16 protein-coding genes are annotated in these 12704 nt (G+C 40.6%); 15 read left to right on the top strand and 1 reads right to left on the bottom strand.

The window, feature by feature from the left end:
* Positions 1-79 precede the first annotated feature (79 nt).
* The 5 genes from HXT59_RS04950 (at position 80) to HXT59_RS04930 (ending at position 5066) form a co-directional block, all read left to right on the top strand.
* Positions 80-415, top strand: coding sequence for a hypothetical protein (locus HXT59_RS04950; RefSeq protein WP_421784237.1), 336 nt, complete (start codon positions 80-82; stop codon positions 413-415).
* Positions 387-677: a VRR-NUC domain-containing protein gene (locus tag HXT59_RS04945; RefSeq protein ID WP_421784236.1), complete on the top strand. Its 291-nt coding sequence runs from the start codon at positions 387-389 to the stop codon at positions 675-677. The genes HXT59_RS04950 and HXT59_RS04945 overlap by 29 nt, the downstream gene beginning before the upstream one ends.
* A complete protein-coding gene (locus tag HXT59_RS04940) occupies positions 658-2097 on the top strand; it encodes an SNF2-related protein (RefSeq protein ID WP_421784235.1) in 1440 nt (479 codons plus the stop codon). Before HXT59_RS04945 ends, HXT59_RS04940 begins: the two co-directional genes overlap by 20 nt.
* On the top strand, positions 2057-2485 hold the full coding sequence (locus tag HXT59_RS04935; RefSeq protein WP_410314802.1) for a sigma factor-like helix-turn-helix DNA-binding protein: 429 nt from the start codon (positions 2057-2059) through the stop codon (positions 2483-2485). Before HXT59_RS04940 ends, HXT59_RS04935 begins: the two co-directional genes overlap by 41 nt.
* A 142-nt stretch (positions 2486-2627) precedes the next feature.
* A complete protein-coding gene (locus HXT59_RS04930; RefSeq protein WP_020757790.1) occupies positions 2628-5066 on the top strand; it encodes a glycoside hydrolase domain-containing protein in 2439 nt (812 codons plus the stop codon).
* A 59-nt stretch (positions 5067-5125) separates the two neighbouring features.
* Here the strand turns inward: HXT59_RS04930 and HXT59_RS04925 are convergent, their stop codons facing one another.
* Positions 5126-5539 (bottom strand): hypothetical protein, encoded by a 414-nt coding sequence (locus tag HXT59_RS04925; protein ID WP_421784234.1) that lies wholly within the window; start codon positions 5537-5539, stop codon positions 5126-5128.
* 108 nt (positions 5540-5647) lie between these two features.
* On the opposite strand from HXT59_RS04925, the gene HXT59_RS04920 reads away from it, so the two are divergent.
* The 10 genes from HXT59_RS04920 (at position 5648) to HXT59_RS04875 (ending at position 12696) form a co-directional block, all read left to right on the top strand.
* On the top strand, positions 5648-6007 hold the full coding sequence (locus HXT59_RS04920; RefSeq protein ID WP_020757788.1) for an HNH endonuclease: 360 nt from the start codon (positions 5648-5650) through the stop codon (positions 6005-6007).
* A gap of 159 nt (positions 6008-6166) precedes the next feature.
* A complete protein-coding gene (locus tag HXT59_RS04915) occupies positions 6167-6718 on the top strand; it encodes a P27 family phage terminase small subunit (protein ID WP_032819291.1) in 552 nt (183 codons plus the stop codon).
* A 10-nt stretch (positions 6719-6728) separates the two neighbouring features.
* Positions 6729-7232, top strand: a complete 504-nt coding sequence (locus HXT59_RS04910) for an NUMOD4 domain-containing protein (protein ID WP_004125754.1) — start codon at positions 6729-6731, stop codon at positions 7230-7232.
* Positions 7225-8010, top strand: a complete 786-nt coding sequence (locus tag HXT59_RS04905) for an S-adenosylmethionine synthetase N-terminal domain-containing protein (protein ID WP_421784233.1) — start codon at positions 7225-7227, stop codon at positions 8008-8010. Before HXT59_RS04910 ends, HXT59_RS04905 begins: the two co-directional genes overlap by 8 nt.
* A 14-nt stretch (positions 8011-8024) precedes the next feature.
* Positions 8025-9260 carry a site-specific DNA-methyltransferase gene (locus tag HXT59_RS04900; protein ID WP_421784232.1) on the top strand — a complete coding sequence of 412 codons (1236 nt, stop codon included), beginning with the start codon at positions 8025-8027 and terminating at the stop codon, positions 9258-9260.
* Between the two features lie 98 nt (positions 9261-9358).
* Positions 9359-10009: a virulence protein gene (locus tag HXT59_RS04895; protein WP_410310520.1), complete on the top strand. Its 651-nt coding sequence runs from the start codon at positions 9359-9361 to the stop codon at positions 10007-10009.
* Positions 9993-10157 (top strand): hypothetical protein, encoded by a 165-nt coding sequence (locus HXT59_RS04890; protein WP_421784231.1) that lies wholly within the window; start codon positions 9993-9995, stop codon positions 10155-10157. Before HXT59_RS04895 ends, HXT59_RS04890 begins: the two co-directional genes overlap by 17 nt.
* Before the next feature lie 163 nt (positions 10158-10320).
* A complete protein-coding gene (locus HXT59_RS04885; RefSeq protein ID WP_421784230.1) occupies positions 10321-10605 on the top strand; it encodes a transcriptional regulator in 285 nt (94 codons plus the stop codon).
* Between the two features lie 149 nt (positions 10606-10754).
* Positions 10755-10979 carry a DUF7678 domain-containing protein gene (locus tag HXT59_RS04880; RefSeq protein WP_421784229.1) on the top strand — a complete coding sequence of 75 codons (225 nt, stop codon included), beginning with the start codon at positions 10755-10757 and terminating at the stop codon, positions 10977-10979.
* Positions 10980-11103: 124 nt separating this feature from the next.
* Positions 11104-12696, top strand: a complete 1593-nt coding sequence (locus HXT59_RS04875) for a terminase large subunit (protein ID WP_421784228.1) — start codon at positions 11104-11106, stop codon at positions 12694-12696.
* The last annotated feature ends 8 nt before the right edge of the window (positions 12697-12704 follow it).

The following is a 12704-nucleotide window of genomic DNA, read 5'->3' as shown; positions in this document are numbered from 1 at the left end:
ACACGTAACACGTGTATTCGCGCGTAAAGGGATTTTTAGTCATTTGTCCGTCCTTGTCCCGATAGAAAGGATAAAAATTATGAGAAGTAAACAAGCAAGAACAATGGAGAGATATATGAAAGCAGGAGCTGAAATGAGACTGCTTAAGAGCCTTAGCGCAAGGCTTATCACAGATACAGGCTCTATTCTCTTAAAAACAGAACAGGATAAATTGATGAGAGCTATGGATAAAGTCAGTCAGCTATGTTCGCTAGCAGAAGAAAACATGTTTAAAGACTATCCCGATTTAAGCAAAGACTATATTGACGTGTTTTACGGCGATGTTGCTAATGAGCCGAGAAACGAAGTTGATAAGAAAATAATTGAGATGGCAAAAGAGGTATCTGATGGGCTTTTTACGAGAAAAGGAAACTGAGCGAAAACTCGTCCGTGATGTTAAAGCTGCGGGAGGACTTTGTTTAAAGCTTACGAGTCCTTCTGTTGACGGGCTTCCAGACAGGCTGGTTTTACTAAACAGTGGGAAGATTGGTTTTGTTGAGCTTAAAGCACCAGGTAAAAAGCCTAGAGTTTTACAGGTGAAACGGATGAAGGATTTACAGGCTTTAGGTTTTAAGGTTTTCGTGGTTGATGAGAAGAGTCAGATTGGAGGTGTTGTTGATGCGATACGAGCCACATGAGTATCAAAAGTATGCTACTGATTTTATTATCAATCGTCCTATTTCAGCGGTTTTGCTTGAAATGGGACTTGGTAAGAGTGTTATAAGTCTTACAGCGATTAACGACCTGATGCTTGACTTTTTTGATGTTTCCAGGACTCTTGTTATCGCTCCTCTTAGGGTTGCGAACACTACGTGGCCTTTAGAGTTAGAAAAGTGGGAGCATTTAAAACACTTGACTTATTCTATTGTGACGGGTAGTGAGAAGGAGCGGATTCAAGCACTAAAAACGCCTGCTCACGTTTATATTATTAACCGTGAAAACGTGGAGTGGCTGATAATGAAAAGCGGCCTGCCGTTTAATTTCGACATGGTTGTGATAGATGAGCTTTCAAGTTTTAAATCGTATCAGGCGAAACGTTTTAAAGCATTACTGAAGGCTAGGCCGAAAGTTAGAAGGATTGTTGGTCTTACAGGAACTCCTTCTTCTAACGGGCTTATGGATTTGTGGGCTGAGTTTAGGCTGCTTGATATGGGTCAAAGGTTAGGCCGCTATATTACGTATTATCGGCAGAACTTTTTTAATCCTGATAAGCGTAACCAGCACATGATTTTTTCCTATAAGCCTAAAGATGGTGCTGAGAGTTTAATCTATAAGCAGATAGCTGATATTACGATTTCGATGAAGTCGAAAGACTATTTGAAAATGCCTGCGTGTGTGATAAACGAGGTGAAAGTAGAGTTATCCGGTAAGGAGCGAAAACTCTATGATGAGCTGAAACAGGATATGGTGGTGTCGTTGGAGGGTAAAGAGATTGATGCGATTAACGCAGCGTCTCTTTCAAATAAGCTTCTTCAAATGGCATGCGGCGCGGTTTATAACGAGAAAAAAGAAAGCGTTCATATTCACGATCGTAAGCTGGACGTGTTAGAGGATTTAATCGAGGCTGCTAACGGTAAACCGGTGCTTGTAGCTTACTGGTTTAAGCATGATCTTGAGCGGATTAAGAATCGTTTTAACGTGCGTGAGATTAAAACGAGTGCTGATATTGCTGACTGGAATGCCGGCATGATTCCTGTAGCGCTAATTCACCCGGCTTCCGCAGGTCATGGTCTTAACCTACAGGCTGGCGGTTCTACTCTTATCTGGTTTTCCCTGACTTGGAGTTTAGAACTTTACCAACAAACAAACGCCAGGCTTAACCGTCAGGGTCAAACCAGCACGGTTGTAATCCATCACATCATCACTAAGAACACGATTGATGAGGATGTGATGAGGGCTTTAAGCATGAAGGCTAAAGTGCAGGATGCTTTAATCGAGTCGGTTAAAGCAAGACTATCAATTAACGAAGTGAGGGAAAGGGGTTCTAGAGAGAACTTACCTCAAAATGGAGGTAAGAATGAACAAAAAAGAATACTTACGGCAAGCCTATCTTCTTGATAAGCGGATTAAGGCTGACATGGATGAGATGGTAAGACTGCGTGAGCTTGCTACAAGTGTTTCTTCATTAAGATACGACAGAGAGTATGTGCAGACGACTCGAAGTATAGAAGCTCCGTTTGTGAAAGCTCTTATAAGGGTTATGGATTTAGAAGCCAAGATTAACACGGAGATTACGATGCTTATCAGTTTGAAAGAGCAGATTTTGGATGTGATTTCTAAACTTGAAAGCGTGGATGAGCAGATGATTTTACGCTACCGTTACATGAATAACATGACGTGGGAGGATATTGGTAAAGAACTCCATGCTAGCAGAATGACGATTATAAGATGGCATGGGAAAGCATTAGAGCACATGGTTTTACCAGATAATCTAATCCAAATCTAAAAAATGGTACGGTTTGGTACGCTCTGATACGAGATGACACTGCCTTCTATATGGTATTATAAACTTAGCAAAAATTATAAATACTAAGCCTTGGAAGAGTAATCTTTCAGGGCTTTTTTCATGCCTAAAAGGAGGGCACAACATGGATCAGATGGTATTACTAACACAGCAATGGTTAAACAAAACCTATGGTGATAAGCCTGGGTTTGGTTCAGTTATTACTGATGGGAATACTGGTTGGGATACAATTAATGGGCTTATTCGTGCTTTGCAGATTGAGCTTGGTATAACAGAAACGGCAAATAATTTTGGGAAAGGTACTCAGTCACGATTTAAGAAGCGCTGGCCAAATGGTATTGATCAGACAGATGAAAGTAATAATATTCATGGAATTATTCAGGGTGCTCTTTGGTGCAAAGGGTATGAGGCTGAATATGGAGGCATAACAGAAGAATTTACATATAATGTAGCAAACTCTATTTCTGATCTTAAAAGTGATATTGGTCTTTCAGATATTTCATCTACTGTGGATCTAGAACTAATGATGGTTCTTTTATCAATGAAACAATTCAAATTGTTATCGTTGTATGGAGGCAAAGAAGACATTCGTGTAACACAGCAGGCTGTTAACAGTAAATATAAGAATTATACTGGAATTATTCCAACAGACGGTCTGTATGGTCGTGAGATGAATACAGCATTGATTCAAGTGTTACAAGCTGTTGAAGGGTTTACTCCAGCTGAGGCTACTGGCAATTTTGGTAATGGCACACGATTACGTTTAAAGACAATTAGTGAGGGAACGAGTGAGTGGGTTTGGTTGGCAAGCGTAGCGCTCACATGTAATGGGTATTCGCTTACGCCAACTTCAACATGGAATAATGCAATAGTGTCGGCATTGTATAAGTTCCAAGCAGAGCATGTTATTCCTGTTACAGGTAAGGTTGATCCAACAACATGGATGAGCCTGTTAACTTCGAAAGGTGATCCTAATCGTTCTTGTGTAGCGTGTGATACACGTTTTGAGATTACTGACGAGTTTGCTGAGTGTTTGAAGGCTGATGGTTATAGGATTGTTGGTCGTTATTTGAGTGAACCTGATCAAAAAAACACTGCTGAAAAGGACTATTTTAAGGCATTGCGTACTGGAGAATTGGAAAGAATTGTGAGCCACGGTCTTCAATATTTCCCTATTTTTCAAGAGTATTCAACTGAATTACGTCATTTTACAGCAGAAAATGGAGCTCGTCATGCAAAAGAAGCGGTTGCTTCAGCTAAACGTCTTGGAGTTCCGCCAACAGTAATCTATTTTGCGGTTGATTATGATGCAACGAATCCGGAAATTAGTAGCAATATTTTGCCGTACTTCAAAGCTGTTAAAGAAAATATGCATGGTGGTTATCGGATTGGAATTTATGCATCTAGAAATATTTGTACTCGTGTTAGTAAAGCAGGATATGCGGTAGCATCATTTGTGTCTGATATGTCTACAGGTTTTAGTGGAAATCTAGGCTTTTCTATTCCAAGTAATTGGGCGTTTGATCAGTTCCATGAAATCCCTGGCTATAAAGGTAAATGGGATCTTGACAGAGTAGCATATTCTGGACGTTTTGGAGCGGTTGGAAGTGTAAATCATTCAACTGGCAATCCACAATCAAAGATTACTTATGTCGCTCCACCTAATCCAGATACGTCTCGTTTAACAAAAATTGAAAAAGTGATAGACCTCATTCAACAATTAGAAAGCGTGTATGATAAATGGCGAAAAGTATATCAAAAGTATGCGGTGGTTCTAGAGTATCATCCTTTAAGCGTGACTCAAGGTGTGATTAATTATCTAGCTAAGGCATATATGACGAATTGGAAATTTGCTATTGCTGGCGCGTTTGCAGATCCATTTTTCATAATATTCATGGAAAAAGAATATCCTGCATTAAAAGATAAGCTGGATACTTATATTGGTAATAAGCGTGACGAAGTTGCTGATATAAGTGGTGGTAAAAACGATATAGCACACTTTGCTTATACGCTTTATTGTTATGCTTATTCTAATTTAGCTCCAGATCATTGGACTGGTTGGGCAGGAGATCTTGCAACAGGCATGGATGACTTACATAAGTACCTGCAAAAGTATCCATCTCTTGATCGTATGAAAGCAGCATATGCTCTTATTGGTTCAGACAGTAGTGCACAGTCAGAGTATTTTAAAGCAAATCATGTCAGTAATAAACTTGGTATTCGCTGCAATTTTACAGATTTTTGTGATGATGCAGACGCTATCTATTTAGGAATGAATCTACGTAATGCTAGTGATGAAAATTTGCATACTTTAAGCGATATGATGACAACTTATTATAGTAGTATTACTGCTCAAAAGAGATATACTGCTTATGCTCAAGATGGGTTAGATTTCAGTTCATTTAAAGCACTGGAAAATTCTATTAAAGCAAAAATGTATGGATGTCTGGAACAAATTATAGGACTTGGATTGCTATCACGGCTTGCTGGCGAATCAACTGATGAAGAACGAGATGCATGCTGTATTGCTATGGCTCATTATTTGCTGGCAAAATCAAAATAATCATAGAGTTAAATTATTGAGATAACAGGTCACGGAGGTGATTGAGGGTGTCTTTATTCTCAATCACCTTTGTGCTTTTGGTTTCTTCTTCGTAAAAACTCTTTAACAATGATTGGAATTATAGTTGGAATACATTCAAGAGTAACAAAAAATGTAATGTACAGATAAGTCCATCTACTACCCAATTGTTGAGGAGACTCTTGTAATATCAATAAATCAATGGATGGTGCGATAAGCGCTATGGCAATGGTTTTACAAACTCCTAAGTTTTCGAGTGTTTTTTGATTGACGATGATTGAGTAAAGTACAAGTCTTGTTAAACCAAATACGTGAGCTATAACAATGAGTAAAAAGGGTGAGTCATAAACAATTTCCCAACTGAGTGATTTAAGAGAGTTAATAATAAGACCTAAAAGAGGTAATAATAATGAAAAAAGGAATAATCGTATAGCTTGATACACAGATTTTTTCATACTAGCCTCCTTAAATTTATATAGCCAAGCAGATGACTACTTTCATAGCCGGACTATTTTTCACTCATTTTACGTTAATTTATCTTACTTGGAAAGGGAGGATGAGTCTTGCCAAGAAAACCTAAAAGACCGTGTTCTTATCAAGGCTGTCCGAACCTAACTGACGGCAGGTTTTGTGAGAAACACTTAAAACAAGAGAACAGGCGCTACGAAAAATACGAGCGTCCTTATGATGCTCACAAGCGTTACGGCAGAGCATGGCAGAAAGTCAGGGACTCTTATGTGAAAGAGCATCCTTTCTGTGAGCTTTGCTTTAAGAATCGTGTGCTTGTGCCTGTTGAGCAGGTTCATCATATTAAACCGATTGCTGAAGGCGGAACGCATGAGAGGAATAATCTTATTTCTCTATGCAAATCCTGTCACTCTAAAATTCACGCTAAGCGTGGAGATCGCTGGCATAACAAATAACCCACCCCCTAGGGGGGTTTAAATCTCTACGAGCCTACCCCATGGGGAACGGGCGCAGGGTATTTTGCGTAAAAACAGCGAATTCAAAAGGGTAATAGGCAAAATCAGACACAAAAATTTTTTAATAGTTAAAACTCACGTGGGAAGGAGGCGAAAAGTTTGCCTACAAAATCAAATAATATCGGCGGTCGTGGCGGCAGACGCGTGGGTGCCGGGCGTAAAAAGAAAGCGGTTGTTGAAAAAGCGAGTGAAGGAAACCCTGGTGGCAGGCCTTTAAGCGTGCTTGATATTCCGGAGCTTGAAGGTGCTGAAATGCCTGTTCCTCACGAGTTTTTATCCGCCACGCAAAAAGACGGTACTCAGCTTCAGGCTAAAGAAATTTTCGCTGAAACATGGAAGTGGCTAAAAGACATTGGTGTTAGCAGTAAAGTCCCGTCTCCTCTTATTGAACGGTATGCGATGAGCTGTGCTCGTTGGATTCAATGCGAGGAAGTAACCAGTAAACTCGGGTTTCTTTCCAAGCATCCGACCACGGGTAAACCGATACCTTCGCCTTTTATCAACATTGGTATTAACTACATGAATCAGGCGGTCAGGCTTTGGAATGAGATTTTCCAGATTGTGAAAGAAAACTGTTCGACTGAGTTTGATGGTGTTTCACCTCAAAACGATTTAATGGAACGCCTGCTTTTAACACGTAAAAACATTTAGGAGAAAAAATGTGGAAGTATGGAAAGATATTCCTGAATATGAAGGTCATTACCAAGCTTCTAATTTAGGGAAAATTAGAAGCATAAAACGTAGCACTCAAATTCTTAAAGGTGATTATCAGCGTAATGGTTATAAAAGGGTGTATTTATGGAAGAACGGAAACAAGAGAAACCTACTTGTTCATAGACTTGTGGCATTAACTTTTCTACCTAATCCTAATGATTATTCTGACATAAACCATATTGACGAAGATAAAAGTAACAACAGAATCGATAATTTGGAATGGTGTAGCAGAAGATACAACATGAATTATGGTCAGGTTAAAGAAAAGATTTCTATAGCCAATAGAGGAAGAAAGCCACATAAGAATCAGTTGATAAAGCTGAGTAATAGCTCAAAAAACAGAAAATGGATAAGCAAAGGGAATGTAGAGAAATTTATCAAAATTTCGAACATTCCTTTTTTTATTGCAGCTGGTTGGAAAATCGGAAGGAAGGAAAAGAACCATGATTGAAAAAGTAAACCCGTCACATGTCGACAAGATTGCGGATCGTATTGCTGGAGCAATTGTTGATCTGGCTTACAAGCTGGATGAGAATCCAAAGATCGCTGTTGAAGTGATGCTCGGGCATGGTAAGTGTGCCGTGTGTATTGAAAGCACGGTGATGTTTAAGTTTAAGGATATTAAAAATATTATCCACCGTTTAAGCCCTGGGAAAGTAAAGATTGATATTACGGTCGTGCCACAGGATAAGCATTTAAGCCGAAACCAGGATGGTATGGTTCGCTGTGGCGATAACGGGATTTTTAAAGGCGTACCACTAACAGGCGAGCAGAAGAAACTTTCTACTATTGCTCGAAAGGTTTATGAAAAGTATCCGTATGACGGCAAGTATGTTCTTGATGGTGAAAAGCTTATCATCTGCCAGTCTCACGCTAAACGAGAAGACTTATTGAAAGAGTATCCGAATGCGTTTGTTAATCCTTTAGGCGACTGGACGGGTGGTATCAGCGTGGATACGGGAGCGGTTAATCGAAAACTCGGGTCAGACATGGCTGATTCTGTTACAGGCGGCGGCCTTCATGGTAAAGATCTTACGAAAGCTGACGTGTCGGTTAACATTTACGCGTTTTTGAAAGCACAGGAAACCGGCCGGGTGGTTGAGTTTTCTTGTGCTATCGGGGATGAAATGGTTGATGGTAAACCGTATGCGCAGATTGTGAAAATTGCGAAAGATTATATTGACTCGGTGGGTGGTTTTGAAAAGCTGGCTTGCTGGGGTCTTTTCTAACGGGAGGAAAGCTTATGGAAAAAGAAATGCAGTATTATTTGGCTGACGTAAGTGAGCTTATCCCGTATGTGAGAAACGCTCGCACGCACTCTGAGGCGCAAGTAGCTCAGATAGCGGCAAGTATTCGCGAGTTTGGTTTTCTATCCCCAATTCTAGTGGCTGAGGATAATACGATTCTCGCGGGCCATGGCAGGCTTGCCGCGGCATTAAAACTGGGTCTTAAAAAAGTTCCGTGCGTGAAAGAAAATCATTTAACTGAAACACAAAAGCGTGCTTATATTATTGCGGATAATAAGCTTTCACTTAACGCCGGCTGGGACAGTGAGCTTTTAGCTGTTGAATTGTCGGAGCTTGAAGGCGCTGATTTTAATCTTGATCTTCTCGGGTTTGACGAGGCGGAGCTTTCCAGTATTTTTGATGCTGATAAAGACGTGATTGATGATGATTTTGATGTTGAAAAAGAATTGGAAGAACCGTGTTTTTCTAAAACAGGTGACATGTGGATGCTTGGTAAGCATCGTGTTATTTGCGGTGATGCTACTAAGTTAGAAACATTTAAGACGCTTCTTGAGGATACTAAAGTGAATCTGGTGGTTACTGATCCGCCTTATAACGTGAACTATGAGGGTTCTGCTGGGAAAATTAAAAACGATAATATGGAGGATGATAAGTTTTACCAGTTTCTTTTCAACTCGTTCGTGAACATGGAGCAGGCGATGGCAGATGATGCGTCTATCTACGTGTTTCATGCTGACACGGAGGGGTTGAATTTTAGAAAAGCATTCCAGGACGCGGGGTTTTATCTTTCAGGTTGTTGTATTTGGAAGAAACCGTCGCTGGTGTTGGGTAGAAGCCCTTACCAGTGGCAGCATGAGCCGTGTTTGTATGGGTGGAAGAAAAAAGGTAAACACAAGTGGTATGCGGGTAGGAAAGAAACTTCAGTTTGGGAGTTTGAAAAGTCTAAGAAAAACGCTGATCATCCAACCATGAAACCAATAGCTCTTTTAGCGTATCCGATTAAAAACTCGAGTATGACGAACTCGCTTGTGTTAGATCCGTTTGCTGGAAGTGGTAGCACGCTTATAGCCTGCGAGCAGACGGGTAGAGTCTGCTACGCTATCGAGCTTGACGAGAAATATTGTGACGTGATTGTGAAACGTTATATTGAGCAGGTTGGAAATGATAAGAGTGTGAAAGTTTTAAGAGGCGGTAAAGAATACTCGTTTACTGAAGTATGTACTAACGAGTAAGACTCGTATTTTATATGAAAAATAGTTTGCAAACGCTTGCTATAAACCTTCTTTAGAGTGATTTATATATGTACCCGAAAAAATCTAAAGGAGGAAAAATGGAATTAAAATACGGGTTAAAAGGAAAAGATAGGCAGCCGCTTATTAAAGCTATAGAGGATTCTACGGGAGTAAAGGCTGTTTACTTAAAAACTCCGAGTATGTCTTACAGGATAGGTGTTTTCAACATTAGTAAAGATGGTACGGTCACGTGTAGTAGTGAAGAGAACTTAGATGATTTGAAAAACATGTTAGATGCTGACTATGGTATAAGTCTTCCAGTCTGCGCGTGTGATGGTACGCAATGTTTTAGTGTTGAGTTTCCTAAAGATAAGGCTGATGTGGTAAAGCTTAGGAAAATTCTTGATAATAAGGGTGATCTTATTAAAAAAGCGTTAGGAGTGAACAGTCTTAATATTAAGGAAGAAGATGATAAGCTTATTTTTCCTTGGTTTGAGCAGGCTAACCAACCAGGCTTGGCATCCTATGCGAAGTTTATAAACAGTCTTTGTAAAATGAGCGTGGAAATTAAACGCGTAAATAATAGTAAGCATGAGCCGGTTAACGATAAGTATGCTTTCAGATGTTTTCTTCTTAGACTCGGGTTTATAGGAGACGAGTTTAAACAAGACAGGAAAATTATGCTTTCCCGTTTAGAAGGCTCCTGTGCTTTTAGAAACGGGGGTGAGCGTAATGCTGTATGCGAGTGAAGACCAGGCGTACGTGTTGAGTGAAGACTGTCCTACAGGTTCTTTGGTTGAAGAAATTTTTGCGAATTTAGAGCAAGAGAACGAGGTTTTTGTAAAAGCGTGTTTGATTGTGGTAGATGATTTTTTGGTGATGATTATTTCAGCATGATTTTAGAAACGTTTAACGGTTTTTAAGAGTAAAAAAATTAGCGAAAACTGGTGGGGGAAAAACGTGTAAATACCTGATGTTTCTTGGCTTAAAAGCTTGCTATTGCGCGCTTTTAGAGTGATATATAGTACTAGCAAAAAGCACAGAAACAAAGGAGAAACCTGTGAAAAAAGAAATTTTACAAAACCTCGCAAACGAAGTTAAAACATGCAGACGCTACGCGCTAAACGCAATCAAAAAAGCTGAAGAAGGGAAAATTAGTTCGGCTATCAGCATGCTCGACATTGCGCAAACAGCAAAAACCTGTGCTATGCAAGCTCACGAGGAGCTTTGGAAGGTAAGCGGAGGAAAACTCAACGATACGGAGTTTGAACTGTTTGCGGATGCTGAAACCTTGGACAAGGATATTCAAAAAGCTTATCAAGCGATTCAACAAGAAAGAAGCTAAAAGAAAGGGGGGATAGTCAGCCATAGGGTTGGAAGGCTGGAGAAAAATCGTGGAATTATCCGCGATTTTTTCTCGTTTACGGCTTGCTATTATGTGCTTTTAGAGTGATATATAGTACTAACAAAAAACACAGAAAAAGGAGAAAAATCATGTGGGAACAAGATACGCTTAAAGTAGAAAATCAGGTTGTAAGCTACAGTATGAAGGTTTTTGAAGAGCCAAGCGAATATGGGATTAACCAGGGAAGAATTTCCAAGCTTACTTTGAAAAACAATAACAAGGTTATCGCAAACTACGATAGAGGCTGGGATATTATGCCAACAGGCAAGCTTGCGAACGGGGCTTTAGAAATGATCCTTGACGCAAGAAACTAAAAACTTTAAGTTTAGTTAAAAGTAGCAGGGCTTTTAGGCCCTGTTTCTCGTTAAGAAAAACTAAGAAATGATGTGGGCGCTGAAAGCGTCTTTTTTTTATGCCTAAAGAAAGGAGGAGCTTAAGTTGCAAGCATACGAGGTTACTAAGTTTAAAAAAGAAGATTCAACGTATAGTAAGGATTTAGCGGATTATGCTGTAAGTTTTATCGAATGTTTAACACACACGAAAGGAACGTGGGCTGGTAAGCCTTTTAAGCTCCTTGACTGGCAGGAGCAGATTATTAGGGACTTGTTTGGCGTGGTGAAACCGAATGGTTACCGTCAGTTTAATACTGCTTATATTGAGATACCTAAGAAGATGGGTAAGAGTGAGCTTGCTGCTGCAGTGGCACTGCTTTTATGCTGTGGGGATAATGAGGAGCGAGCGGAAGTTTATGGTTGTGCGGCGGACCGTCAGCAGGCAACGATCGTGTTTGATGTGGCGGCGGACATGGTTAGAATGTGTCCGGCTCTTAATCGTAGGGTTAAAATTTTAGCTTCGCAAAAACGTATTATTTTCCTACCAACTAACAGTTTCTACCAGGTCTTGTCGGCTGAAGCGTACTCTAAACACGGTTTTAACATTCACGGTGTCGTGTTTGATGAGCTTCACACGCAGCCTAACCGTAAACTGTTTGACGTGATGACTAAAGGCTCCGGGGATGCTCGCATGCAGCCACTGTATTTTCTGATTACCACGGCTGGTACGGATACGCATTCTATCTGCTATGAGACGCATCAGAAAGCAGTGGATATTCTCGAGGGTAGGAAAATTGATCCAACTTTTTACCCAGTGATTTATGGTGCAAAAGATTCGGATGATTGGACGGATCCTAAGGTGTGGAAGAAAGCTAATCCTTCTCTTGGGGTGACGGTTCAAATGGAGAAAGTTAAGGCTGCTTTCGAGTCAGCTCGGCAAAATCCTGGTGAAGAGAATGCTTTCCGTCAGCTTCGTCTTAACCAGTGGGTGAAACAGTCTATTCGTTGGATGCCGATGGAAAAGTGGGATGCTTGCGGTTTTCAGGTGAACGAGGAAGAACTCGAGGGCAGGGTCTGCTATGGGGGTCTTGACCTTTCAAGCACTACCGATCTTACGGCTTTTTCGCTTGTGTTTCCGCCTTTAGATGAGTCGGATAAGTTTCGTATCCTACCTTATTTTTGGGTGCCTGAAGAAACCTTGAGTTTGCGCGTGAAACGAGATCACGTGCCGTATGACGTGTGGGAAAAACAAGGTTTCATTAAGACTACGGAAGGAAACGTTGTTCACTACGGGTTTATTGAAAAATTCATCGAAACTTTAGGTGAACGTTTCAATATTCGTGAGATTGCTTTCGACCGTTGGGGCGCGGTGCAAATGGTGCAAAACCTTGAAAACATGGGGTTTACCGTGGTTCCGTTCGGACAAGGGTTCAAGGATATGAGTCCGCCTACCAAGGAGCTTATGAAGCTTGTGCTCGAGCAGAAAATCGCACACGCAGGGCATCCGGTGCTTCGCTGGAATATGGATAACATTTTCATCCGCACTGATCCTGCAGGAAACATTAAATGCGATAAGGAAAAATCAACCGAGAAAATCGATGGTGCTATAGCCACCATTATGGCGCTTGACCGTGCTATAAGATGCGGTAACGCGAACACTCAAAGCGTGTATGACAATCGCGGGATTTTGTTTATGTAGGAGGTGAC

The sequence above is a fragment of the Gardnerella sp. KA01001 genome (genome assembly GCF_049244025.1).
In the GTDB taxonomy this organism is placed as follows: domain Bacteria; phylum Actinomycetota; class Actinomycetes; order Actinomycetales; family Bifidobacteriaceae; genus Bifidobacterium; species Bifidobacterium swidsinskii.
Note: the sequence above shows the minus strand (reverse complement) of the source record. Positions and strands in the feature narration are given on the sequence as shown.